Genomic DNA, 25626 nt, shown 5'->3' on the forward strand with positions numbered 1-25626 from the left:
TGAGGCGGGCTCTTTTTGCCGTTCCGTCCGTGAGTCCGCCAGAAGCCTCCATTCAAAAAGGTGATTATAAACAAAGTATTCTGCGTCATAATCAAATTCCCTTTTTTTCAATCGGACTTTTTTCATTTTCTTTTGGTGATCAAAATATTTCCAGTCTCAAAATATAGCAATTCCTAAAATTTGGTTTCATCATAAGTCTACACTAAGATGGACACGGAGAAAAGCGAAATTTTTTCATGTCTACTTCGAATCGTAAGCTTTAAAATACGAACCGACTTCGAGGTCAATCACACCTTTTTTCTTCGGGTCAAGCTGACTGATGATCGAAGGGTAATGCGCCATCTTTTCTGCGAACGACGGAATGCTTGCGCGCACTTCAAAACCGTTATTCATGTACAGGGTGACAAGGTCACGGTCAACGTTTGAAGGGGTATAGCGGACTTCCGAAATGGCATTTGTGATCGAATCCGGCAATTTTTGCATCTGGCGGATCATTTCATGCAAATGCGTATCCTGTTTGAAACCGGTAAATATCAGGCTTGCGGCCGGAATTTCTTTCACCGTTCTTTTGACGACCGAACCGTTATCCAAAACCGGCAAAAAACCGCCTTTCTGCTGTAAATACCCGATTTTTTGATGCTCTTTCACTTTTATGTAAAGCGTATTCGGCAAGGAAATGCCCACTTTCACCGAATCAACTTCAGGGATGGATGCGATTCTTTTCCGGACTGCGTCTTTACGGATATTCCATATATTCTCACCCGTGGCAATGCCGCTTTTTTTCAAAATGTACGGCTTGCTGACCGCCTCATTTCCCTCTATCTGAATGCGGTGGACGCGGCTCAGCGGGGACTCGAGGTAGATGATCAGCATCACCAGCATAAAAAAAACCGTCAGCAGCATGATGAGCCGCCGGTTCGTTTTTCGGCGGCGCTGCTGCTTTAATTTCGGGATCCGGTCTTCCAGCGAAACGATGTTTTTGTCAGACCGCGCCATTTTGTTCCTCCCTTTTTTATTTGCCGCATCACGATTTGGCTTTTGCGGCCAGATTTTCCATCACTTCATAAAGCCGCCATGAAGCGTCACGAATACCGAGCTTGCGGGCGGCCGCCTGCATTTTCTCCATCTGTTCCCGATCCAGCAAAATTTTATCAATCAAGGATACGAGCTTTGCGGAAGATAAATCTTTTTCAAGCAGCATAAAAGCTGCGCCGTTTTCCACGAGTGTTTTCGCGTTTTTTTCCTGGTGATTGTTTGTCACATAAGGGCTCGGGATTAAGATACTTGGCAAACCGAGCGCCGTCAGTTCGGCCAATGTGGTTGCCCCTGCCCTTGAGACGACAAGATCCACCGCTCGCAACACTTCCGGCATATTGTGGATAAACGGTACCACCTTGATATTTCCTTTTTCGCCGATCAATGCAATTTCTTTTTTGACGGCCTCATAATGCACATCCCCTGTCGCATAAATGACCTGGTAATTTTTTTGTGCAAAATTGGAAAAAGATTTCACAACCGCTTCATTAATCGGGCGTGCCCCGCGGCTCCCGCCGAAAATGAGAACGGTTGGAAGCGTTGTTTTCAGGTTGAAACCGGAAAGGACGCCGCGCCTTTTGTCCCCGATCACTTCCGATGCGCGCGGATTGCCGGTCAGCACCACTTTTTTCTCATCAAAAAAAGATTTTGCAGATTCAAAGCAAATGGCCACTTTGTCAACGTACCGGCTTAAAAATTTATTCGTCAGCCCCGGCACGCTGTTTTGTTCGTGAATGATGGTCGGGATGTGCAGTTTGGCGGCAGCGTAGACAACCGGACCGCATACATACCCGCCTGTTCCGATGACCACATCCGGCTTGAATTCGCGGATGATTTTTTTGCACCGGCTTACCCCTTTTAGAAAGCGGACAACCGTTTTGACATTTTCAAACGAAAGGGAGCGTTTAAACCCCGTAATATGAATCGATTTGAACGGAATGTTTTCCCGCGGCACAAGCCGGGATTCGAGCCCTTTTTCCGTGCCAATATACAAACATTCCGTGTCAGGATGTTTCTGTTTGATCGTTCTGATCAATGCCAGGGCCGGATAAATATGCCCGCCTGTTCCGCCCCCGCTGACAATGATTTTCATGTTTTTCCACCTCAGGACGCCGTGCTAGGTTGCACGGGTATCAATATATGATGTTTGAAACATTCATTTTTCTATATTACTATATTTTAAACGACAATGGGTGCACAGTAAAACGATTATTACCAAAATGTTAACTTGTTGTCAAACGAAAAAAGAACCCCTTTATGAGGTTCTCCTTCCGTTACAGCCGGGAATGGCGGCTGATGTTTAAGAGCACGCCGACTGAGACAAGCATCAACGTCAAAGAAGAGCCGCCGTAACTGATGAACGGAAGCGTAATGCCTGTAACCGGGATCAGGCCGATGACAACGCTGATATTGATCATCACCTGGATCGCGATCATGGAAATAATGCCGACTGCGAGCAGGCTTCCGTACAGATCGGGTGCGCCAAGTGCGATCCGGATGCCGCGCCAGAGCAATAGCGCAAACAAAATCAGGACAAAAGTCCCGCCGATAAAACCGAGCTCCTCGGAAAGAATGGCAAAGATAAAATCATTTTGCGGTTCCGGCAGATAGTGGAATTTTTGTTTGCTCTCCCCAAGCCCCATGCCGAACAGGCCGCCTGGACCGATCGCAAGGAGCGACTGGATAATTTGAAATCCTTTCCCCTGCGGATCGGACCATGGATCAAGGAAAGAGGTGATCCGTGCAATCCGGTATGGAGCCGATAAAACAAGAGCGACAAAACCGCCCACTCCAAGGAGCCCGAGCATGACAAAATGGGCAATGCGGGCGCCGGAAACAAAAATCATGATGATGCATGTCCCAAGCATCACCGTTCCCGTTCCAAGGTCCGGCTGCAGCATAATCATCCCGAAAGCAACAAAAACGAGCGCCAGCGCCGGGAGCATGCCTTTTTTAAAAGTCGTAATGTATTTCTGGTTCTCCGATAAAAATTTTGCCAAATACGCGATCAGCGCCATTTTAATGAATTCAGAAGGCTGGATGGAAAATGCGCCGACCCCGATCCAGCTCCGCGACCCGTTCCGTTCAAGCCCGATGCCGGGAATCAAAACAAGGACGAGCAGCACAAAACAGATGACCAGGATCGTTTTCGCCCATGCCCGCCACGTCCAGTAATCAATGCGCATCACGAAAAACATCGCTGCCACGCCGAGCCCGGCAAAAAGCAGCTGCCGCTTCAAAAAATAAAATGCATCGTTAAATTTGTATTCCGCCACGATTTCGCTCGCGCTGAACACCATCAGAAGCCCGGTTGCAAGCAGCGCCACGGTCACAATGATTAATAAAAAATCGGGATTCGTTTTTTTCGACGGCATCCGCGCCCACCCCAGAAAAGATTTAGAACTTCCCGCAAAAACCGGTAACCCGCACCGGCTAAAAGCGGGCCAAGCCCTTATCTTAACTTATGCACGGCGTCGATGAAAATATCACCACGAATTTCAAAAGATTTATATTGGTCCCAGCTGGCACATGCCGGCGACAGCAAAATGCAATCACCCGGTTCGGATAATGCCCATGCGACCGGGACCGCTTCTTCCACGTTTTCCACCGTGCGGATGACCGGAATGCCTGCTTTTTTCGCGGTGCTTTCCAGCTTCGGCGCGGTTTCTCCGAAAGTAATCAATGCTTTTACATATTTCAAAGCCGGGATCAGTTCATCAAAGCCGTTGCCACGGTCAAGCCCGCCGGCAAGCAGAATGACCGGCTGATGGAAAGCGGCAAGCGCGGCTTTGCAGGCGAGGATATTGGTCGCTTTTGAATCGTTATAAAATTTCCGTCCTTTGATTTCGCCGATATATTGCGTCCGGTGCTTCACGCCTTTAAACGTTCCGAGCACCCCGCTGATGGCATCATTACTTGCTCCCATCAGCTTGGCAGCGGCGACAGCGGCTAAAATATTTTCCAGATTATGGTCTCCCGGCAGCACAATGTCAGCGCGGTCCATGATTTTTTCGCCTTTCCACATGATGCTGCCGTCTTTTACCGATGCGCCGTCTTCAACATATTCCTTCGTTGAAAAAGGAATAATTTTTGCTTTCGTGAAGGAGACCAGATCCCACAGTTCCGGCTGGGCATGGTTCAGAATCAGGAAATCATCCTCTGTCTGGTTTCGGGTAATATTTGATTTTGCTTTTGCATAAGCTTCTTTTGTCCCGTGATAGTCGAGATGGGCTTCATAAATATTCGTGATGATGGCAATATGCGGCCTGAATGTTTGCACGCCCATCAGCTGGAAAGAAGACAACTCCACCACCATCTGCTGGTCCGCGCGTGCTCTTTGCGCCACCGTGGAGGCCACTTTGCCAATATTTCCGGCAATTAACGGATCAAGATGCGGATCCGCCTGGAAAATTTCATAAATCAACGTGGTAGTCGTCGTTTTCCCGTTCGTTCCCGTAATGCCGACCATCGGGCATTCTGCAATTTTATAAGCCAGCTCGATTTCGGTAATGACCGGGATCCCTTTTTCAATCGCCCCCGCAACAAGCGGGTTCGAATAAGGGATGCCCGGATTTTTCACAATCAGTTCAAAGCCTTCATCCAATAGTTCAATTGGATGGCTGCCACAAATGACTTTAATCCCCTGTTCCAAAAGCCCCTGCGCCTCCGGGTTCTCTTCAAGCGGTTTATAATCATTCACCGTCACAAACGCCCCGAGCCGGTGCAACAGGGAGGCCGCGCTCACCCCGCTTTTCGCCAGCCCGAGTACCAATACTTTTTTATGTTCATATTCCGTGATATTTTTCATGTTACATCCACACCTCGATATAAATTCCTAAAATCGCACACAAAAGGCCTACCGCCCAGAACGTCACGACAACACGCCATTCCGACCAGCCCGAAAGCTCATAATGGTGGTGCAGCGGGCTCATCCTAAAAATTCTTTTTCCTGTTGTCTTAAATGATATCACTTGGAGAATGACAGACAAAGTCTCAATGACAAAAACGCCGCCAATCACAATTAAAAGAATCTCAAGATTGGTCAGAATTGAAATGGCGGCAATCGCTCCGCCCAATGCAAGTGAGCCGGTGTCCCCCATGAAAACTTTTGCCGGATGGGCATTAAAGACGAGAAAACCGAGCACGGCCCCGACAACGGCAACCGAAAACAGGGCGACATCCGCCTGTGACTGGTTCCATGCCAAAACGGCGAATGCCCCGAAAGCAATCGCTGCCGTCCCGGATACAAGGCCGTCAAGCCCATCCGTCAGATTGACCGCATTGGAAAACCCGACAAGCCAGAGAAGAATGATAACAAAGTAAAACCAGCCGAAATCGACCGATTTGTCCGTAAACGGAATCGAGACTTCCGAAGATAAATGGAAGTGGCGGAAAACGACATAAAAAATGATGGCAACGAGAATCTGGCCGAGCAGTTTCTGCTTTGATGTAAGGCCAAGATTCCGCTTCATCACCACTTTAATAAAGTCGTCCAAAAATCCGAGCAGCCCGAATCCGATCGTCACAAGCAGCAAAAGGTAAATTCTTACAGTCGGTTCTGCGAATTTACCGGCCATGATCAGTGTGGATGCAATGATCGATACCAAAATAATCAAGCCGCCCATTGTCGGCGTCCCGGATTTTTTCTGGTGCGATTTCGGGCCTTCTTCCCGGATGCTCTGGCCGAATTTCAATCTCCTTAAAAAAGGGATAAAAACGGGCGAAAGCAGCACGGAAATCAAAAAAGCCATCAGCGTTGTAAAAAAAATCACTTGCTCGATCATGCTTTTTCCCTCCCGTGGCGCCTGCATGCACAAAGCAGCCGCTTCCTGTTTTCCGCATCCGCCAAATCATATGTATGAGGGTTTTTTTCCCGCAATTCCGGTCCGTAAAAAATAAAAGTTGTCTTCATATCCAAATCCTTGCTTTCCATTTTTTTTAGATAAAACTGTACCAGTTGTGTAAAAGCAACAGAAACATCCTCTGCCATAAACAGCGGAAAATCATTCGGTATATAGCGGGGCACGGGTGCATCGTTTTTCCAAAGCGCCGCGATTGCCCCGTGTGCAATTGCCCGGTTAATGTCCGGTTCAGAAAAAGGGACGTATAATCCCTTTGGCTGGTTTACATCCGCAAACACGCTGACTGTGGCAAATTCGAGCGCCATCTCCATGCCGCGGCCCAAACTGAAAAGGCGGGCTGTATCCCCGAATGATAACATATGCTTCACCGCTCCTTTATCATTTCCAGTGCAACTTCCCTGTCATCAAAATGATGCACTTCATTTCCAATGATTTGATACGTTTCATGGCCTTTTCCGGCAATCAGGACAACATCCCCCGCCTCTGCACGGAAAATGGCTGTTTTGATTGCTTCCCTCCGGTCGGGGATGCATTCATATTGCTCACCTTCTACCCCTTTTTCCATCTCGCGCAAAATGGCAATCGGATCTTCACTGCGCGGATTATCCGATGTAAAAATCGGATAATGCGCATATTTGCAAGCAATTTGCGCCATCACCGGCCGCTTTGTTTTATCGCGGTCGCCGCCGCAGCCGACAACGACAAAGATTTTTTTGCGGGCAAACTGCCGGATCGTTTTCAGGACATTTTCCAGACTGTCGGGCGTGTGCGCGTAATCGACAATCACGGAAAAATCCTGGCCGCCGTTTACGAGTTCAAACCGGCCGCGTACGCCTTCCATCGCTTCCGCCGTTTTAATGACCGAATCAAGCGGCACCCCGGAAACAACTCCGGCTGCGATCGCTGCAAGCATATTATAGACGCTGAACTTCCCGGCGAGCTTGAGCCGAACTTCCCGTTTCTCAAAAGGCGTCACAAGCGTGAATGTTGTCCCGCGGGCGTGCATGTCAATGTTTTCGGCCATAAAATCCGCATCATGGTCGATCCCGTACGTAATGACAGGCACCGCGGTTACTTGTTCAAATTCCTTTGATGCGGCGTCATCTGCATTTAAGATGGCATATTTCGGCTTATCTTGCGGGCAGGAGTTCCCGAGCTGCGAAAACAATAAACTTTTGGCGCGCCGGTATTCCGCCATCGTTTTATGATAATCGAGATGATCCTGCGTGAGATTTGTGAAAACGGCAATATCATAGTCGCAGCCGTGCACCCGGCCTTCAACAAGCGAATGCGAAGAAACTTCCATCACACAATCGGTGACACCGCGCGCGTTCATTTCATGGAATGTTTTTTGCAATGTCAGACTGTCCGGCGTTGTGTTTTTCGTTTCCAGTGTTTCATCGCCGATTTTCATATACATCGTGCCAATCAGGCCGGTCGTTCTGCCTGCATCCCGGTATATTTTTTCGATAATATGGCTCGTAGTTGTTTTTCCGTTTGTGCCGGTAATTCCGACAAGGCGAAACTTGCGGGACGGCTGCCCGTAAAACCGGTCTGCAAGGAGCGCCATTGCCCGTTTTGTATTGCGGACGATAATAACTGGTATATCCACATCGACCGGCTTTTCGGCTAAAATGGCTGCTGCACCCCGTTTGGCCGCATCAACGGCAAACTTATGCCCGTCAACCGTATAGCCCTTGATACAAATAAACAGACTGTTTTTCGTGACAAGCCGGTTATCCTGGACAAGTTCCGTAATTTCCGGATTCACTGCAGGCATTTTCACAAATGGTAATGCCTCTAACAATGTATGTAACTTCATTTTGCTTCCAACCCTTCCTGTTCCAAACCCTTGTTGCTGCATCTTCTTTGTGTATACATGTAAATACAGTCCTTTTCTATTGTACAAAAAAAACGGCCATTAAGCTATGAAGTCCTGTTGATTTTTAAAATGTACGCCGAAAGAGCTTGTTTATGCCTCTTGAAACAAAAACACGGGCGGCCGGACATACGGCGCCGCCCTGTTTTTCTGCATGCAAATCCGGATTGTTGAGCCTAGCGGGGCCCATTCCGGAATTGGTGAATCTATTTTACTGCATGTAAACCCGGATCGTTGAGCCCTCTTCCACTTTCACGCCTGCTTCAGGGGACTGCCGGATCACCTTGTTTCCGGATCCGCTGACATCAAGTTTGAGATTATATTGATCGTTCATCATCTCTTTTTTCGTCTCTCCGATTAAATTCGGCACTTTTACCGTTGGCGTTTCAAAATAACTTTTTTCTTTTTCCGCCTGGTTTTTCACCGGCTTGACGCCCATGGCACGCAGGCTGTCGCCGATGATCGTGCCCGCGATCGGGGCTGCCACCTGGCCGCCGAATTGGATCGTATTTTTCGGATTATCGACCGCCAAGTAGACGACGATTTTCGGATCATTGGCCGGGGCGAAACCGATAAAGGATAAAACATAATTGTTTTCGAGATAGCGGCCGTTTTTGGCTTTTTGCGCCGTCCCGGTTTTCCCGCCGACCGGATAACCGTCCACATAAGCATTTTTTCCGCTCCCTTGTGTGACAACTGTTTCAAGCGCATGGCGGATTTGTTTCGATGTGTTTTCCGAGATCACCCTTCTTTTGGCAACCGGGTTTTTCCGCATGACCGTTTCCCCTGTTTTAGGGTCAACGAGTTCCTTTGCAATATACGGTTTGTAAAGAATCCCGCCGTTTACGGCAGCCGAGACCGCTGCCACCTGCTGGATCGGCGTAACAGAAACCCCCTGCCCGAAAGCCGTTGTCGCCAGTTCAACCGGCCCGACGCGGTCAAGGTTGAACAAAATGCCGGAAGCTTCGCCGGATAGATCCACACCCGTTTTTGTGCCAAACCCGAAATTGCGGATGTATTTGAATAATGTATTTTTTCCGAGCCTCTCGCCAAGTTCGACAAAGCCCGGGTTGCATGAATTTTGGACGACTTCAAGGAACGTTTCGCTGCCGTGCCCGCCCCTTTTCCAGCAGTGCAGCGTCGAGCCTCCGACTTCAACCGCGCCGGAATCGTAAAATTTGTCTTTTGTCAAATTCACTTTCTTTTCTTCAAGGGCGGCGGCAAGTGTGATAATTTTAAATGTCGAGCCCGGTTCGTATGTGCTCCAGATCGGCAGGTTCCGGTTATACACTTCCTGTGGCACATTTTTATAATTGTCAGGCGTATAGCTCGGCCTGCTGGACATCCCGAGAATTTCCCCGGTGCCCGGGTCCATGGCAATCGCAATCAGCCCGTCCGGATGATATTTTTTTTCAGCATTATCGAGTTCACGTTCAATAATCGTCTGGACTTTTGTATCAACCGTTAGTTTCAGGTCAAGCCCGTTTTTTGGCGGTTCATATTCATCTGCCATATCCTTCATCTTTTTCTTCCCTTTTGCGTCCGTATAAAACTCGACTGCCCCTTTTTTTCCGCTCAGCGCATCATCATAATACAGTTCGAGCCCGGTCAGCCCCTGGTTGTCGGCACCAGTGAATCCGAGTACATGCGAAAGATAACGGCCGAATGGATAATACCGCTTGGAATCTTCCGCGATATAGACCCCTAAAAGCCCAAGGCGGCGTACGGCATTTGCCTTTTCATTGCTGATTTTCCGCCCTTCTTTTATTCTGACAATCGATCTGACCTGTGTAATTTCTTTATAAAGCTTTTCTTTATCTGCATCAAGGGCGTCCCCCAGTTTTTCAGCCGTTTTTGCCGGATCCTTCACCTGCCTCGGAATGATAAAAATCGTCGGGGCACTTTGGTTGGAGGCGATCGGCACACCGTTTCTGTCTTCGATTTTTCCCCGCTCCCCTTCAAAAGGGATGCTTCTGCTCCATAGCGCTTTTGCCCTGTTCGTCAACATATCCCCGAGCCCGAACTGGACATAGCCGAGCCGCACATCTATAATGCTGAAAATGACAATCCCGCAAAGCAATATAAAAACAAGCCGCTTTCTCACCGTAACATTGGATACACGTTTCACGAGCGCGCCTCCTTCATTTAAATCTCAAAGCCGCAGATCCCTGGTGCAGGAAAGATGAAAGATTTCAGCCTTCTCTTGGTTTCCTTTAACCCTGAAAAATCCGCTCCGGGCGCATAAAATGCCCTTTGTTGCCTTTACACCCATTTATATGCTTGTACGCATCCGGCTAGTACCTTTTCACGCGCATGAAAAAAAGCAAGCCTTATGCTTGCTTTTTTTCGCTATTCCTTCTGGCCCCCGCCTATGGATTCTTGAATTTTACAGTAAGGGCCTGTCCGGATTTCACCTTTGATTTTGCCGGAATGCTTTGGGACACGGCATAACCTTCCCCGCTTATGGTCAGGCGGAGGCCGAGCAGTTTGGCAGCGCCCGCCACGTCGCGTTTCGAAAAGCCGCGTATATCCGGCATTACTTTATTGCCATTTGTTTTCAAAAATACTTTTGCGCCCGGCAGCAGTTGTTCCTGTGCCCCGGGTTCCTGGGCCGTTACGGCATCGCCATCGCCGAGCACAACAGGGGAAAGCCCCAATGCTTTTACGGCAGATGTCGCTTCTGACCGGCTGTCACCCGTAAAATCAGGAAGTTTGGCAAGGCGTACGGTCTTCCCTTTTGCCGGTTTAATGTTTAAATATTGCAGGCTGTTCTTCATAATCGGGTTAAACAGCGCTTTAACCGGTTCGCCGCCAAGCTCACCGGCTTTTAAATGCGGCTGCTGGACAACGGCGTAAACGATTAGTTTCGGATTGTCTTTCGGCGCCATACCGAGAAAAGAAAAGATATAATTATCGGTACCGGTTAAATATCCGCCGCCGTTCGGATTCGGGATCTGGGCGGTACCGGTTTTGCCGGTCACCTCGTAGCCCGGAATGTTATAGGCCGTGCCGGTTCCGGTTTTTTTATTCGTCACAACCGTCCGCAAATAATCCCGGACTTTTTTCGCGGTATCCGCGCTGATCGGGTTGCCGGCAACGGTTGGTTTTGTTTTTTCCGTTTTTCCGGTTGCGGGATTGACCACTTTCTCGACTACATACGGTTTCATCATTTTCCCGTCATTGGCAATAGCTGTTGCCGCCTGAATCATCTGCATCGCGGTAACGGTTGTACCCTGCCCGAATGTCGACGTATACCGTTCAATCGGATAATCGTATAAAATTTTGCCGGAAGCTTCATTCGGCAAGCCGACTTTCGTCTGTTTCCCGAACCCGAACGCTTCCAAATACTGCTTAAATTTATCCTGCTTAATATAATCCAGCAATGTGGCAAATGCAACATTAGAAGAACGCTGCAGCCCTTCTAAAAAGGTGATCCTGCCCCAGCCGACCCCGCCATTATGGTCTTTAATCGGGTTTGGCACATTTTTCACCCGGAATTCTCCTGACTTATAGGTCGCATTCGGGTGAAAAACGCCTTCCTGGACGGCCGCCGCCAAGGTAAAAATTTTCATCGTTGAGCCCGGTTCATAAGCGGTTTCGACTGGATCGTCCTGCCAAGCATCGCTCAAACCTTTCCGCGTTTCCGGATCAAATGTCGGCCGCTGCCCCATTGCCAGTATCTTGCCCGTTTTCGGATCGGCCACGACAACAAACGCTTTTTTCGGATTGTATTGTTTCTGGACTTTGCCAAGCGCATCTTCAACGAAAGACTGGATTTTCTTGTCAATCGTTAAATAGACATTTTCCCCGTTTTTCGGTTTGGTGACTTTTTTATGCGCGTTTGGCAAAATATATCCCCAAAAGTCGCCTTCATAACTGATTTTTCCGTCTTTGCCTTCCAAAGCGGCATTCATGCTTTTTTCGATTCCCATTACACCTGCCATTTGGCCGCCTGTCTCATTTTTCTGCGCATAGCCGACCAGATGGGAGGCAAACGAACCGTTCGGATACGTGCGTTTCGGCACGGCTTCGAACTGGATGCCCGGCAAGTTCTGTTTTTGAATTTCATTTTTTACGTTATACGGAATATCCTGCCCCGCCTTCCCGAACTCCACTTGAAACCGCCCTTTTTGTGTCAGGAGCGAATAAATTTTTGATTCGGGCATGTCAATATATTTCGCAAGGGCCTGGGCGGTTTTTCGAGGGTTGACAACATGTTTCGGATGTTCCGGATCAATCGTGACTTTCGGGTCCAAAACGGCGACCAGATTGTACGAAACAACATTTTCGGCGATCACTTCCCCGCTTGCATCGTAAATATTGCCGCGGGAAGCGGGAATGGCGCTTGTCCGCAAATATTTTTTCGCCGCTTTTGCCGCGAGCACTTTCCCGTCTGCCTGCCCTGTGATTTCAATCGTCAAAAACCTTACGGCGATAATAAAAAAGGACAGACCGAATATGATAAATAATATCGCTGCCCCCCTGTTTGTATTCAGTTTTCTGGACTTCATTTATTTTCAACAACCTTGACATTATTCTCGTCCAATTTCAAGCCGAGTTTTTTTGCCTTTTCGTAAATACGGTCGTAGCGGCTCAATTCGCTTACTTGCATTTTCAAATCATCGGTCACCTTGTTTTTGTTCTGGATCGTGGTTTTTGTATCTTCAATCGACCGGTTGACATTATAAATTGCAGCTTCCGTCGATACGATCTTCACGGCCATAATCAACACGAACAAAGCAAAAAGGCTTGCGATGATTTTTTCCCCTAAAGTGATCTGCGCGCGTCTTGTGGCCGGTGCTACTCTTTTTTCAATCTGTTGTTGCTGTTCCAGCGCACGTTTCGGCTGCCTTGCTAAATTACTCAAAAAACTCCCTCCTCTATTTTCTTAGCGTTTTTCCGCAATGCGCAGTTTAGCCGACCTTGACCGGTTGTTCTCGCCCACTTCCTCATCATTCGGGACAATGGGTTTCCTCGTAATGAGTTTTAATACGGGCTCGTATTCTTTTGGGATGACAGGCAGCCCATGCGGCAAATCTCCTGCACTGCTGTATTCTTTCAATATATTTTTACAAATGCGGTCTTCCAGGGAATGAAATGTAATGACAGAGACCCGCCCGCCTGGTTTTAAAAGCGAAATGGCATCCGTTAAAGACGTTTCAAAAGCAGATAATTCATCGTTCACGGCAATCCGGATCGCCTGAAAGACCCTTTTTGCCGGATGCCCGCCTTTTCTTCGTGCGGGTGCAGGAATCGCTTCTTTAATTAAATCGGCCAGTTCACCGGTTGTTTCGATCGGTTTTTTGGCACGGGACGCCTCGATTTTGCGGGCAATTTGTTTTGAAAATTTTTCTTCCCCGTACCGGAAAAAGATCCGGACCAGTTTTTCATACGGCCATTCATTGACGACTTCATAAGCGGTAAGCGGCGTATCGAGGTCCATCCGCATATCGAGCGGTGCATCATGCTGATAGCTGAATCCCCGTTCCGGTGTATCAAGCTGGGGGGAGGAAACGCCCAAATCATACAAGATGCCGTCGACAGCCTGCACACCGCGCGCGTTCAATTCTGATTTTAAATACCGGAAATTGCTTTTAATAAAAGTGATCCTGTTTTGGTCATGGGCAAACTTTTCTTTGGCATGCTGAATCGCCGTTTCATCCTGGTCAAAAGCGTATAAATGCCCGCCGGTAAGCTGCTGAAGCAAATAGGCGCTGTGGCCCCCGCCACCGAGCGTGCAGTCAACATAAATCCCGTCCGGTTTAATATGTAGCCCGTCAACGGTTTCTTTCAGCAAAACGGTCTTGTGTTGAAACATACTGAATCTCCTATCCAATCGAACATGTTAAAGGTCAAAATCGATGAGGTTTTCCGCAATATCAGCAAAAGAAGCCTCCGATTCCTGAAAATATTCTTCCCATAAATCTTTGCTCCAAATCTCAATTCGATTGGAAACGCCGAGCACCACGCATTCTTTTTCGAGTTTCGCATAGGAAAGGAGCGGTGCGGGAATAAGAATGCGCCCTTGCTTGTCCCACTCGCATTCGGTCGCCCCCGAAAAGAAAAATCGTGTGAATGCGCGGGCATCTTTTTTCGTTAACGGAAGGGACTTCAGTTTTTCTTCCACCTGTTTCCATTCATCCGCAGGGTAACCGAAAATGCAACGGTCAAGCCCGCGGGTAATGACAAACGTATCGCCAAGCTGTTCACGGAATTTGGCCGGTACAATCAAACGGCCTTTTACATCGATATTGTGCCGGTATTCTCCCATGAACATTGGCGCGTGCCCCCCGCTTCCCACTTCATATTAATAATTTACCACAATCCCCCACCTTTCACCACTTTAATTTTTATATTCTCCTCGCAGCTCCGTTTTCCTGCTTTTTGCAAGAAAAAATCAATTTAAAACTTGCCTGCCGTAAAGCCTTGTTCCAACATGGTGAGTCCCGGCAACCCGCTTTTTCGCTTTGCAATTATTTTTTCAAAAAAGCATCATGAACCAAAACCACGTCGGTATCGTGCGGGAAGCGTCTTTACAATTCATTTTTCCAACAAAGCATCGTGAACCAAAACCCCCTGTTTTTTTGCATAAAAAAAGCCGGCCGCTGTCAGCCGGTTAAATTTTGACGAGTTTATGGGTGCCGTCAAATGTGAACGGCAGGGCGGCAAGGGTGTGGATAAAGTCCGCCCCATATTTGTTAAGGAAATAAAAAAGGTTCCAGACCCTTTCCTGGGGATTGCCGTCCGGGCGCAAGGCACGTTCGACCCGCGCGTATTTTTCAAGGATGTTTTCATGTTTTCCCGCAATCTCTTCATCCACTTTCCGCTGCAAAAACGCAAGCTGCCCCAGGTGAAAATCGAGATTTTTGCGGGCAAGCGGTTCCAACCCCTTTCCAATTGCGGCAAAAATTTTATCGTATTGCATTTTCAGCATGTTTTCCGTTTCTGCAATGAGCGCGTCCATATTCTCATCTTTTGCGTCATTCCAATATTTTTCCCGCTCTTTCCGGGTCCCGTATTTTAATACATGCCCGATATCGAGTTCCAGTTCCTCGATATCCCTTTGGACCGCTCTCTCAAGCAACGTGATATTGAGTCGCGGCACAAGAGGCGGCATCAGAATCCCCATTTCTTCAAACACCCGCTTCAGCTCGGCCCAGTACGCAATTTCGCCCGGCCCGCCGATAAACGCAAGGGTTGGGAAGAGCCATTCCTGCATAAGCGGCCTTGTGACAACATTATTGCTCAGCCGTTCAGGGCTTTTCGCACAAAGCGCGCACAACGCTTCCTCTGTAAAAAAGGGGCTGCCGCCTTTTCCGGTAAATCCGCCTTGCTCCGGACTGTACTCCAGCAAAATCCGTTCCTTGCCGTCATAATAAAAAAGATTCAGCGCCCGCCTGGAAATATCAATCGCTTTTGGAAACTCAAACTGCGCGATTTCCTGCTGCTGCCAGAGGACCGCTTCCGTAATCTTGTCATAATCCTGGATCATCCGTTCAAAAAACGGCGCCTCGATCTTCCGCAAGTGTGCATCAGCCGAATCGATGAGCAGCACCCCGTATGCCTTGAAAAGATCGTGAATCATGCAGGCAAACAGGTCAGAAAGGCTTTGTGCCCTGTCTGCAAACGCCTCCAGCTTGGAAAGAAGGGCATTGGTATGTTCGGTTTCGCCAAATGCTTCAAAAACTTTATGTATCCATTTTTTTAAATGGGCAGGATCCGGTGTGGTATCAGAGATCATTTTTTTCTCAAGCGGCCCTTCAGCATAACTAAATTTTTTTAAACGCCTTTCCTGTTCGGCATAAATATGGTTCACTTCCAAATAGTCATGGTCCTCGCCCGCGATCCAGAAAACAGGTACAACCGGAATTTGCAGGGCTTCTTCCTGCTCACTGGCAAGCCGGATAATCGAAATCAGTTTATGGATCGTATAAAGCGGCCCTGTTAATAGCCCTGCCTGCTGGCCACCGATCACAACAGCAGCGTTCGGCTGCCTTAATTTTTCCAAGGAATGGGCCGTCTCCGGGGAGATTCCAAATTTTTCCATATAGTGCCCGATACAATCTGCCAGCCCTTCCCGGTTAAAAGCCCGTTTTTTTAAATCTTCCACTCTTTTATGGAAAACAGAAGCATCCGTTATATCATAATGAAAAAAATCCTTTACAGGAGATTTTTGCGCAAGATAGAGGGAAGCGAACCGATTCGTTGCTGGAATTGAAAAGTTTTCCAGTTCCATCAAATGATTCTTCCTTTCTCGTTTTCATTGATTTTCTCATTGAGTATAGCATTTTTGTGAAAAAAAGAAAAAAAGCCTGCCTGCTCGTTGCAACAACTGAAACCTTGTTTCCGGCCGCTGCGGGCACGGCGGCAACACACGGAACGTGCCTCACCCCTTATCCTCCATCCCTTTCACCATTTCATAAAGGGCGGACGCAAGCGGAACCTGGCTGTTTTGACGGGCAGCCGTTTCCAGCATGTAACCGAGAATCGCGTCAATCTCGGTCCGTGCTCCTTTTTTCACATCTTTCAGCATGGACGATTCATTTTCGCACGTATTTTTGCAAATGCCGGTGACTTCCTCCCACATCTTTTCCCGCGAAAGTTTTGGGAAAAGCGCCGCCAGTTCTTCAAATACGGCGCGGAACACACGGGCATAATGCGGGTTTTTGATCAGTTCCCCGTTCTTTGCCTTTAAAACGGCTGTGAGCGGATTGATGACGGCATTGGCAAAACATTTGCGCAAAAGCATCAGCTCATAATCCGGCTGCACCGTGAACGGGAAAGCATCCGTATGCAAATGCACGCTTTCATCCCATTTCCCGCGGTAGACGGCGATATTCGTTTTGCCGTGCCCATTATGCTTCACCGTTGTGCCGTCAAGCCGGGATGCGCCGTGCTCTACCGTACCGACAAGGATCGTTTTTTGCGGCAATTCTTCAAGAAGAACAAGATGGCCCATGCCGTTTTGCAAAAACAAGATCGTCACCCCGCCATCTTCGTTTTTTAAAACGGTTGTCACAGCAGGAAGGTCATATTGCTTGACGGCAACAATGACTAGATCCTGGGAGGAAAGCGAAGAGAACGTGTCATCCGCTTTGACAATCGTCCTGAACGAAGATGCGCCGTCTTTTACGGTAATCCCTTTTTCATTCAGCTCTACGGTCTGCGCCTTCGTATTTGGAAACAAGGTCACTTCATGCAACTTACCAAGCCAACCCCCGTATAATAAACCGATCGCACCAGCGCCAATCACCCCAATTTTCATTTTGCCCGCCCCTTTCCATTTTCTTTGCTCCATTTTAACAGGCAATAAGGGAATGGAAAAGAAAATTCCAGACAAATGGTGTGCGACCGTTTACACGTATTTCTTTCATTCTTCCAATTGTTTGTTATATAATGATAATATCAACCGGTTTTATGTAAGAATCGCCGCCATGCTGCTGCGACACAGCATATAAAGAGGGATGGGGGAATTGATATGGCTTATCAAGTGGAAAGGCTGAAAGTGAACTACAAAACGCTCGAAGAATTCAAGCAGTTTAAAGAGTACGGGCAGCAGGAACTGTCCATGCTTGAAGATTTGCAGGACAATATTATTGAAGACAACGCCGACTCGCCATTTTACGGCATTTATTTTGCCGATAAACTCGTTGCGCGCATGAGCCTTTACGAACGGGATGCAAAATACGATCTCTATTTTGACCCCCCGCAAACATTTTTGGAACTTTGGAAGCTGGAAGTGCTCCCGAACTATCAATATAAGAATTACGGCCGGGCGCTTGTTGATTTTGCCAAAAGCTTCGGGCTGCCGATTAAAACAAACGCCCGCCTGAAGTCGCGAGGATTTTGGGAAAAAATGGGGTTCAAACCTGTTCCTTATAATGTCGAACGCGATTTGAGTGAAAACCCGTTTGTCTGGTTGCCGCACGGCGTGAAGCTGAAAGACGCAAAACAGGACAAAAAAACGACCTCTTCTTAAAGAACCGGATTCCGGTTCTTTTTTTGCCTTTTACGAACAAAAAATGTCCCCTGCCTTTTAAGGTCCAGGGGATGTGCCGCCGCTTTAATCTTGTTCAGACAACTGCCGTGCTTTTTCCATAATGGAAAGGAGCGCACTGTATTCTTTTTGCAGCTGCTCATGCTTTTCCTTTTCTTCAAGATACTTTTGAAGCAGCGCCTCATATTTGCTTTTCCATTCCTCTGTACCGCGCCGGGATGCGGACAACTGCCCACTCTCGTGCCTGCTTTTTTCCGCAAGCTGCTGAAGGATACGGATGGCATCAAACAGCGTTGCTTCTGTCTGCTGCCCTTCTTCAGCCGGTGCTCTCCCGGAATCTCGGACGAGCTGCTTTTTTTCCTTTCTTTCTTTTTTTGCGGCTTCAATTTCTGAGGCGTACTGCTTTCTCACATAAGAATTCCACCTGAACCCGCATGCCGCTGCGGTCCGGTTCATCCGCTTCCCTGCCTCTTCAAACGCCCGGAGCTGCGTGCTGCCTTCGCGGATATGGCGCAACACAATGTCCGATAGCAGCAAATCTTCTTCCTGTGTCCAGGCATCCTGTCTGACTGCCGGCATATCTTTCCCCCCATCCTTTTTAATACTATTCATATGCCGTTGATAGAAAAGATAGACGAAAAGACGCTGCAAAATTTTGAGGAAAAAAGGAAGAACAGACAGAGGCTTTTGGCGGAAAGGGATGGCGTTTTGAAGGCAAATAAAAAAGCACGGGTTTGCGCCGTGCTCTTTTATTATTTATTTACCACAACTTTGTTTTTGTAATAACCGCAAGATGGGCATACGCGGTGTGCCATTTTCATTTCACCGCATCGCGGGCATTCAATCATGCCGGGAACTTGCAATTTAAAATGTGTGCGGCGTTTTCTTTTTGCCGTTTTAGAAGTTCTTCTAAAAGGTACAGCCATTCTTCCCACCTCCTTATAAGAGATCAGCATATCATTTAGCCGAAGATGGCGGTTATTCAGAATCCTGGTCAAAAAATTTCGCAAGGTCGGCCATACGCGGGTCTACCGCTTTTTCCGCCTTCTGCTCCATTTCCAGATACTCGTCCTCCGTCAGCACCTGCCAGTTGTCCGTATGCGGCAGTTCTCCTTTTTTGGCTTCCTCACTGAAAACCTGCATGGGAATATCGAGCAAAATCAATTCTTTCATAACCGGGATCAAATCAATGACCTCATTTTCGGCAACATGCACTTCTTCATCTTCAGTGCCTTCATAATCGGAAGGCTCGAGAAGAAACGTTTCTGTCGATTTCAAGTCTACCGGGTAATGTACATCAACAAGCGTCCGGGCACAAGGCAGCACAAGCGTTCCTTCAATGTGAAGATCAAACGTCACCCTGCCCTGCTGAGCACTCCCCGTTCCCGTTACGTGGAAAGGCGAAGCCCCGCGGATCTCGGAATCAGTTTCCATTAAATCTTTTGTAATATCAACCGATTCATCTATCTCAAAGCGCTTGTCCCGAAATTTTTGCAATTGAATGGCAGACCATTTCACTTTCATCACCCCAAGACAACAAAGGTAATTATAGCTTCCCTCATACCTTTTGTCAATATTTTTTGCTTTACAACCATGATGTCCAAAACGAAAATTTTTCTTCAAACCAGAAACCGGCCCGGGCTTGTTTAAGACGCGTCCTTTTTACGCTTTCATCTTCAAGACTCCCCGTTTTTTCAAAAAAATTTTGCAGCAGGCAGGATTGCTTTTTTTGCCGGTTATGTTAAAAATAACTTATCCCAAACGGGTGCTTTTAAACATCCAAATCTTCCGGAAAGGGGAATCACAATTGAAAAGTACCGGCATCATTGTGGAGTACAATCCTTTTCATAATGGCCATTTGCACCATCTTCGCGAGACGCGGCGGATGACAGGCGCAGAGTGTATCATTGCCGTAATGAGCGGCTATTTTATGCAGCGGGGCGAGCCGGCGCTTGTTTCAAAATGGACGCGGGCGGAGATGGCCGTATTATCGGGCGCGGATCTCGTTGTCGAACTGCCGTATGCATTTGCCGTCCAGCCCGCCGAAAAATTTGCGGCAGGCGGGATTGCCATTTTGGACGCTTTGCAGTGCAAAAGCTTCTGCTTCGGCAGCGAATCCGGCGACATCGAAGCATTCCGCCAGGCGGCTGCCGTCCTGCTTCAAAACGAAGCGGCATTTAACGCATCCGTCAAGCGCGAGGTCAAAAAAGGGATCAGCTATCCGGCAGCGCTATCAAACAGCTTTCAGAAGCTCGCACCAGGCGACAGTACGCTCGATTTAAGCTCACCCAATAATATTCTCGGCTTCCATTATATGCTCGCGGCAGCAAGGCAAAACCCGGCGATGGAGGCTTTTACCGTCCAGAGAAAAGCGGCTGGGCACCATGACGTCGCGATAACCGGTGAAATTGCAAGTGCAAGCGCCATCAGAAAAACCATCTTGCAAACCGAAGATCTGCACGCTGCCCGCCCGGTGCTGCCGGAACCAGCATTTCATGTACTGAGCCGGCACCGCAACAACAACGGGCACTTCCTGCATTGGGCGCTTTACTGGCCTTTTTTGCACTACCGGCTGCTTTCCTCATCTGAAGAAGAATTACGCGCCATTTATGAAGTGGAAGAAGGCATTGAATACCGTTTAAAAAAAGCCGCGGCATCTGCCAACAGTTTTCCCGACTTCATGGAAAAAGTGAAAACAAAACGATACACGTGGACAAGACTGCAGCGAATTTGCACCCATTTGTTAACCAATGCCAAAAAAGCAGAAATCAAAAAACATGCGGCAAAACCGTCGTATATCCGGCTGCTCGCCATGAACGAAACGGGAAGGCGCTATTTGAACAGCGTGAAAAAAACGGTACCGGTTCCTATTATTTCAAAATTTTCGCTGCAAACTGCCCCGTTGCTTGCACCGGACATAAGAGCCGCGCGGATATATGCCCTCCCGCTTCCGGCAAACGAACGGGAACACTTAATGATCCGGGAATTCAGCAAGCCACCTTTTTTTGCAGACGAAAAAACGGATGGCGCGTGACGCTTGATTCTGCCTTTTTACAGACGGAAAGCTTCGCGTATGCAGCTGGGGCAAAGCCGGATGAAACGCATGATTGTATGAGCACGGCTTTTTGCAGACGAGAAAGCCGCATACTTAGGCTGTTCTCCTTTTTGCAAGCGAAAAACCGATGAAACGCATGATTTTCAGCTTTTTGCAGGCGAAAAACCGGAACCCACATTACATTTCAGACTTGCAGGCAAAAGCCCGGGATGCGTGACGGCCTTCCCCCTTCTTTACAGGGAAAAGCCGCTAAAACAAGCGGCTTTCCGGTTATTTTTGTTTCAGGCCGTTTAAATAGGCGAGTGCATCATCCAGTGTTTTGACCGGTACAATTTTCATGTTCGTCCCGATTTCTTTCGCCGCCGCTTTTGCCTCTTCGTAATTCGGCTTGATGCCAGGCTCGGCTTTTTTCATTTCAGGTGTAATCGTATCATCTGGAGCAAAGAAAATGTCCGCCCCTGCTTTGTCCGCTGCAATCACTTTTTTATCAATTCCGCCGATGCGGCCAACCTCCCCGTTTGGCGAAATGGTTCCGGTTCCGGCAATTTTATAGCCTTTTGTAATGTCCTGTTTGGTCAGCTGGTTGTAGATTTCCAATGTGAACATCAGCCCGGCGGAAGGGCCGCCGATTTTTTCAGTATCCATTTTCACGGTCGGGTCGGATTTGATGGTCCGGTCATCGACAAGGCTGATCCCGATTCCCGTTTTATGGTGGTTTTCCTTAAATTTTGCAAGCGCAACGGTTGCCGTCTTCGCCTTTTTCTGGCGCACATAGGCCAATTCCACTTTGTCCCCGGCTTTTTTCTTTGCGACATAGTGCATAAACTGTTTGGAAGACTTGAATGCATGGCCATCCACTTTTGTAATTCTGTCTCCGGCTTTGAGCACTTTTGCGGCCGGCATCCCGTCATATACATTCAGGACATAAATCCCTTCATAACGGGAGCTGAACGGCCTTTTCGCCTTCTTAAAAGCAGCCTGGATGGCATTATGTTTTGCTGATTCCATTAAATAAAGCTGATAGACATTGTATTCCTCGTCCGTCATATTTTTATCCATAATTTCACGCACCGGCACGACATCCTCGTGTTTTCTCACTTTTGCCCAAAGATACGTATACGGATTCGCGCGGCCCATACGGACAGTCGTCAGCATCAACTGGCCTTTTTCAGGATAGCCGCCTTTTACTTTGATCAGCGGGGCAAGCTGCATGGCGCTCCCCGGCATTTCAATATAATAAGGCAGCGGCACAAAGGACAGGAGGGCAAGAATCAGCACTGCCACAATCAATATGCGCCGCCGGATGTTTCGGTGTTTCATTTGTCGGGCTCCTTCCATTTTTCCAGCAATTGCTGTATTTCAGTTACGGATTGTTTTGCTGCTTCTTCCCCTATCTTAATGATTTGTCCGGCATTTGTAAAAGCCATTGAACTGTACATCGAGACATCGGGGCGGATCAAAACATGGGCTTCCGTTTTCCGGCTTTCGGCCAGTTCCATCTGCATGATATCGATGCTTTGCATAATCACATCATAAATATGGCGGATTTCCGCTTCTTTTTTCATGACGGAAACATCCACCCCGATCAAAAGCTCCGCCCCCATTTCCTTTACAACGGACACCGGGACGCGGTCCACCACACCGCCGTCCACAAAAAGATGGCCGCCAATTTTTTTCGGGACAAAAATGCCAGGGATGGAAATGCTGGCGCGCACCGCTTCTTGAACCGGCCCTTTTTTGAACACCGTTTTTTCGCCGTTTGAAAGATTTGCGGCGACAACGGCAACAGGTGGGTTCAATTCTTCAAGTTTTTTCCCATGAACGAGCAAACGGATCAGATCTTCAATTCTTTTCCCCGAAATCAGGCCCATCTTGCCAATTTTAAAGTCCAAATAATATTTGCGTTTAAATGCACCGGAAAGCAGCTCCATCTCGCGGACAGTCCGCCCCGCCCCGTACAGCGCCGCAACCAGCGCCCCAATGCTGCTGCCGGAAATCATATCCACCGGAATGCCTTCCTCTTCAAAAACTTTCAATACGCCGATATGCGCAAAGCCTCTGGCGCCTCCCGATCCGAGCGCCAATCCGATTTTTGGGCGACCCGCCATTGTCCCCCTCCTCGTGTCCTTCTTTCGTACAGTTTATGGTCTAATTTACAGACCTATGAGTATATTTGATTTATAGGGACAAGCGAGCAAGTGCTGCGGATTGAAAGACAGGGGAGGAACACAGATTGTACCAGTCTAAACTCAAAAGCGCCATTTTGGCCTTCAGCGTTTCGATAATGGCGATTTCCATGATTGTATTGCCGGATGAATCTTTTAAAGCCTCCATTCAAGGTTTAAATATGTGGTGGGAAGTCGTTTTCCCCTCACTTTTTCCTTTTTTTGTCATTTCTGAACTGCTGATCGGCTTCGGAGTGGTCCGCTTCGTCGGTGTCCTCTTGGAGCCGTTGATGCGGCCATTGTTCCGTGTTCCAGGTGTTGGCGGATTTACTTGGGCCATGGGGCTTGCTTCCGGCAATCCTTCAGGGGCGAAACTGACCGCCCGTCTCCGTCAGGAAAAACAGATTGACCGGGTTGAAGCAGAACGGCTTGTAGCGTTCACCAGTTCTTCCAGCCCTCTTTTTATTTTCGGGGCGGTCGCTGTCGGCTTTTTCCATAATCCTTCTCTCGGCATTCTGTTTGCCGCGGCGCATTATGCGGGCAATATTATTGTCGGCCTGGTGATGCGTTTTTACGGAACCGGCGAGGATATAAGAGGGCCAAAAAAGAAACATACCTTTCTTTTAAAAGAAGCGCTTCTCGTTTTGCATGCGACAAGAATTAAAAACAGCAAGCCGATCGGGAAGCTGCTCGGGGACGCTGTCATGTCCGCCATCCAGACGCTTCTGATGATCGGCGGATTTATCATCCTGTTTTCAGTCTTTAATAAATTGCTTCTGTATATGCATGTCACATCCGTATTCGGCATGCTTGTCTCCCAGCTGCTTCACCTTGCGCATTTTTCGGAAAAGCTGAGCATCCCGCTCATTTCTGGCCTTTTCGAAGTAACACTCGGAATCCAAATGATCAGTGAAGTGCAGGAATCCTCGCTGCTTCAGCAGGTCATCGCCGCGAGCTTCATCCTCGGGTTTGGCGGGTTCAGCATCCAGGCGCAGGTGGCCAGTATTCTTGCCCAGACAGATATCCGTTTCCGGCCGTTTTTTCTTGCCCGCCTGCTGCACGGTTTTCTGTCGGCTGTGATCATCCGGCTCGTTTGGAATCCGGTCTACTTACGCTTTTTTGCTGAAAAAAGCGCGTGGCAGGAAGCTTTTGGTATGCCAGGTGGAGGCCGCAGCTTGTACGCGCGTGTGACAGATTGGCTTGAAATCTACGGGCCGTTGTTTACCCTGTCCTGTCTTGTACTGTACATTTTTCTTTATTATCGTGCCTGCCGGGCGGACCGGGCCTGAAAAAAGCGCAAAAAAGCGGGGAGCATTCCCGCTTTTTCTGATGCCTTCGCAAATTTTTCAATAAATAAACCGGGCCTGTTTTTAAAGTTTTTAGTGCGGTGTATAAACGGCATGTCCGGTTTTGGGGAGCCGGTTTAAAATGTACATCCGGCCCAGCCCGGGATTTTCCGGCACTTTATGTACGGCCGGTATGTCCGGTTCCCATTGCTTTTTCTATTGTATCAACACTTCTGTGTTCGTCCAGCTCTTCCGGAATGTCCGGTTCCGCCCGCTTTTCTATTGCCCCTGAAATTTCTTTTTCAATGCCTCATGCACAACCGGTGGTACCAGTTCCGCAATATTGCCGTGGTATTTGGCGATTTCTTTCACAATGCTTGAGCTGAGAAAAGAATACTGGTTGTTTGTCATGATAAAAAAGGTTTCAATTCTGTCATTCAGCACACGGTTCATGGATGTCAGCTGCAATTCATATTCAAAATCCGAAACAGCCCGTAAGCCCCGGATAATCACATCCGCTTTTTTTGATTCTGCATATTCCATTAAAAGCCCCTGGAAAGAATCGACTTCCACATTCGGGATGTCTTTTGTCACTTCCCGGATCAACGCTTTTCTTTCTTCAATATCGAAAAGCGGTTGTTTTGAAATATTGTTCAGCACTGCCACATAGACTTTGTCAAATACTTTTGCCCCTCTTTTAATAATATCCAGATGCCCGTTTGTAATCGGATCAAAGCTGCCCGGGCAGATCGCGGTCTTCCCCACGGGTTTCATCTCCCTTTTTCGTGTAAATCGTGATGCCGGTGATGCCGTACTGTGCTGTTTTATATGTAAAAAGATTGCCCGCTTTTTCCGGCAAGGTCAGCCCGGCGTCGTGCTCGCAAACAGCGTAACCGTTTTCAAGGAGAAGGCCGTTTGCCGAGATAAATTCCAACATCGCGATTAGTTTTTGCTTTTTGTAAGGCGGGTCGAGGAATACCGTATCAAAGGCAAGCCCCCGTTTCGCCAGCACTTTCAATGCACGGCCGGCATCATTCCGGTATACTTCACTCCGACCTAAAAAATCGCATTTTTCCAGGTTGGCCCGGACGGTTTGCAGCGCCTGGATCTCCTTATCAACGAAAATCACTTTCTCCATACCCCTGCTCAAGGCTTCGATCCCGAGCCCGCCGCTCCCTGCATATAAATCGAGGCCCAGGCCTTTTTCAAAATACGGGCCGATCATATTAAAAATCGCTTCTTTTACTTTATCTGTCGTAGGCCTCGTTCCCATTCCCGGAACGGCTTTTAAAACAGTGCCCTTTTGGCTTCCTGAAATGACTCTCATGCTGGTCACCACGTATCATC

At 48.2% G+C, this 25626-nt stretch carries 24 protein-coding genes; 3 read left to right on the top strand and 21 right to left on the bottom strand.

Annotation, left to right across the window (positions count from 1 at the left end; all coding sequences use genetic code 11):
* Nucleotides 1-240 precede the first annotated feature (240 nt).
* The 14 genes from BCOA_RS18015 to BCOA_RS18080 all read right to left on the bottom strand — a co-directional run bounded on the left by BCOA_RS18015 (nucleotide 241) and on the right by BCOA_RS18080 (nucleotide 17041).
* Nucleotides 241-996, bottom strand: coding sequence for a cell division protein FtsQ/DivIB (locus tag BCOA_RS18015; protein WP_014095559.1), 756 nt, complete (start codon nucleotides 994-996; stop codon nucleotides 241-243).
* 28 nt (nucleotides 997-1024) lie between these two features.
* On the bottom strand, nucleotides 1025-2128 hold the full coding sequence (murG, locus tag BCOA_RS18020; RefSeq protein WP_014095560.1) for an undecaprenyldiphospho-muramoylpentapeptide beta-N-acetylglucosaminyltransferase: 1104 nt from the start codon (nucleotides 2126-2128) through the stop codon (nucleotides 1025-1027).
* Between the two features lie 181 nt (nucleotides 2129-2309).
* On the bottom strand, nucleotides 2310-3410 hold the full coding sequence (gene spoVE, locus BCOA_RS18025) for a stage V sporulation protein E (protein ID WP_014095561.1): 1101 nt from the start codon (nucleotides 3408-3410) through the stop codon (nucleotides 2310-2312).
* Nucleotides 3411-3487: 77 nt separating this feature from the next.
* Nucleotides 3488-4843, bottom strand: a complete 1356-nt coding sequence (murD, locus tag BCOA_RS18030) for a UDP-N-acetylmuramoyl-L-alanine--D-glutamate ligase (protein ID WP_014095562.1) — start codon at nucleotides 4841-4843, stop codon at nucleotides 3488-3490.
* Between the two features lies 1 nt (nucleotide 4844).
* On the bottom strand, nucleotides 4845-5819 hold the full coding sequence (gene mraY, locus BCOA_RS18035) for a phospho-N-acetylmuramoyl-pentapeptide-transferase (protein ID WP_014095563.1): 975 nt from the start codon (nucleotides 5817-5819) through the stop codon (nucleotides 4845-4847).
* The gene (locus tag BCOA_RS18040) at nucleotides 5816-6256 is read right to left on the bottom strand and encodes a hypothetical protein (protein ID WP_014095564.1); all 441 of its coding nucleotides are present in this window, start codon (nucleotides 6254-6256) and stop codon (nucleotides 5816-5818) included. The genes mraY and BCOA_RS18040 overlap by 4 nt, the downstream gene beginning before the upstream one ends.
* Before the next feature lie 5 nt (nucleotides 6257-6261).
* Nucleotides 6262-7719, bottom strand: a complete 1458-nt coding sequence (locus BCOA_RS18045) for a UDP-N-acetylmuramoyl-L-alanyl-D-glutamate--2,6-diaminopimelate ligase (RefSeq protein WP_014095565.1) — start codon at nucleotides 7717-7719, stop codon at nucleotides 6262-6264.
* Nucleotides 7720-7987: 268 nt separating this feature from the next.
* Nucleotides 7988-9904, bottom strand: coding sequence for a stage V sporulation protein D (locus tag BCOA_RS18050; protein WP_014095566.1), 1917 nt, complete (start codon nucleotides 9902-9904; stop codon nucleotides 7988-7990).
* Nucleotides 9905-10145: 241 nt separating this feature from the next.
* Nucleotides 10146-12287 carry a penicillin-binding protein gene (locus BCOA_RS18055; RefSeq protein ID WP_014095567.1) on the bottom strand — a complete coding sequence of 714 codons (2142 nt, stop codon included), beginning with the start codon at nucleotides 12285-12287 and terminating at the stop codon, nucleotides 10146-10148.
* Nucleotides 12284-12643, bottom strand: a complete 360-nt coding sequence (gene ftsL, locus BCOA_RS18060) for a cell division protein FtsL (protein ID WP_014095568.1) — start codon at nucleotides 12641-12643, stop codon at nucleotides 12284-12286. Before ftsL ends, BCOA_RS18055 begins: the two co-directional genes overlap by 4 nt.
* 21 nt (nucleotides 12644-12664) lie before the next feature.
* Nucleotides 12665-13594, bottom strand: a complete 930-nt coding sequence (rsmH, locus tag BCOA_RS18065; protein ID WP_014095569.1) for a 16S rRNA (cytosine(1402)-N(4))-methyltransferase RsmH — start codon at nucleotides 13592-13594, stop codon at nucleotides 12665-12667.
* Between the two features lie 27 nt (nucleotides 13595-13621).
* Nucleotides 13622-14053 (bottom strand): division/cell wall cluster transcriptional repressor MraZ, encoded by a 432-nt coding sequence (gene mraZ / locus BCOA_RS18070; protein ID WP_013858966.1) that lies wholly within the window; start codon nucleotides 14051-14053, stop codon nucleotides 13622-13624.
* Between the two features lie 339 nt (nucleotides 14054-14392).
* Nucleotides 14393-16012, bottom strand: coding sequence for a bacillithiol biosynthesis cysteine-adding enzyme BshC (gene bshC / locus BCOA_RS18075; protein WP_014095570.1), 1620 nt, complete (start codon nucleotides 16010-16012; stop codon nucleotides 14393-14395).
* Between the two features lie 150 nt (nucleotides 16013-16162).
* Nucleotides 16163-17041, bottom strand: coding sequence for a 2-dehydropantoate 2-reductase (locus BCOA_RS18080; protein WP_014095571.1), 879 nt, complete (start codon nucleotides 17039-17041; stop codon nucleotides 16163-16165).
* Between the two features lie 213 nt (nucleotides 17042-17254).
* Between BCOA_RS18080 and BCOA_RS18085 the strand changes: the two genes are divergently transcribed.
* On the top strand, nucleotides 17255-17755 hold the full coding sequence (locus tag BCOA_RS18085) for an N-acetyltransferase (RefSeq protein ID WP_013858962.1): 501 nt from the start codon (nucleotides 17255-17257) through the stop codon (nucleotides 17753-17755).
* Nucleotides 17756-17839: 84 nt separating this feature from the next.
* On the opposite strand, the gene BCOA_RS18090 is transcribed toward BCOA_RS18085, so the two are convergent.
* The 3 genes from BCOA_RS18090 to BCOA_RS18100 form a co-directional block, all read right to left on the bottom strand.
* Entirely contained in the window at nucleotides 17840-18352 is a 513-nt protein-coding gene (locus BCOA_RS18090; protein WP_014095572.1) for an RsfA family transcriptional regulator, read from the bottom strand.
* A gap of 173 nt (nucleotides 18353-18525) precedes the next feature.
* Nucleotides 18526-18699, bottom strand: a complete 174-nt coding sequence (gene rpmF, locus BCOA_RS18095; RefSeq protein ID WP_014095573.1) for a 50S ribosomal protein L32 — start codon at nucleotides 18697-18699, stop codon at nucleotides 18526-18528.
* A gap of 52 nt (nucleotides 18700-18751) precedes the next feature.
* On the bottom strand, nucleotides 18752-19297 hold the full coding sequence (locus tag BCOA_RS18100) for a YceD family protein (RefSeq protein ID WP_014095574.1): 546 nt from the start codon (nucleotides 19295-19297) through the stop codon (nucleotides 18752-18754).
* Between the two features lie 283 nt (nucleotides 19298-19580).
* On the opposite strand from BCOA_RS18100, the gene BCOA_RS18105 reads away from it, so the two are divergent.
* Entirely contained in the window at nucleotides 19581-20807 is a 1227-nt protein-coding gene (locus tag BCOA_RS18105; RefSeq protein ID WP_035189218.1) for a nucleotidyltransferase, read from the top strand.
* Between the two features lie 291 nt (nucleotides 20808-21098).
* On the opposite strand, the gene BCOA_RS18110 is transcribed toward BCOA_RS18105, so the two are convergent.
* Together BCOA_RS18110 and BCOA_RS18115 are read right to left on the bottom strand one after the other, a co-directional pair.
* The gene (locus BCOA_RS18110; protein WP_014095576.1) at nucleotides 21099-22148 is read right to left on the bottom strand and encodes a SepM family pheromone-processing serine protease; all 1050 of its coding nucleotides are present in this window, start codon (nucleotides 22146-22148) and stop codon (nucleotides 21099-21101) included.
* Nucleotides 22145-22936, bottom strand: coding sequence for a patatin-like phospholipase family protein (locus tag BCOA_RS18115; protein ID WP_014095577.1), 792 nt, complete (start codon nucleotides 22934-22936; stop codon nucleotides 22145-22147). Before BCOA_RS18115 ends, BCOA_RS18110 begins: the two co-directional genes overlap by 4 nt.
* A gap of 125 nt (nucleotides 22937-23061) precedes the next feature.
* Here BCOA_RS18115 and ylbJ point away from each other — a divergent pair, with 125 nt between their 5' ends.
* A complete protein-coding gene (gene ylbJ, locus BCOA_RS18120) occupies nucleotides 23062-24282 on the top strand; it encodes a sporulation integral membrane protein YlbJ (RefSeq protein WP_014095578.1) in 1221 nt (406 codons plus the stop codon).
* 276 nt (nucleotides 24283-24558) lie between these two features.
* On the opposite strand, the gene coaD is transcribed toward ylbJ, so the two are convergent.
* The gene (gene coaD, locus BCOA_RS18125) at nucleotides 24559-25053 is read right to left on the bottom strand and encodes a pantetheine-phosphate adenylyltransferase (protein ID WP_035189195.1); all 495 of its coding nucleotides are present in this window, start codon (nucleotides 25051-25053) and stop codon (nucleotides 24559-24561) included.
* The gene (rsmD, locus tag BCOA_RS18130; RefSeq protein WP_014095580.1) at nucleotides 25010-25606 is read right to left on the bottom strand and encodes a 16S rRNA (guanine(966)-N(2))-methyltransferase RsmD; all 597 of its coding nucleotides are present in this window, start codon (nucleotides 25604-25606) and stop codon (nucleotides 25010-25012) included. Before rsmD ends, coaD begins: the two co-directional genes overlap by 44 nt.
* Between the last annotated feature and the right edge of the window lie 20 nt (nucleotides 25607-25626).

Source organism: Heyndrickxia coagulans 36D1 (genome assembly GCF_000169195.2).
Taxonomy (GTDB): Bacteria; Bacillota; Bacilli; order Bacillales; family Bacillaceae_C; genus Weizmannia; species Weizmannia faecalis.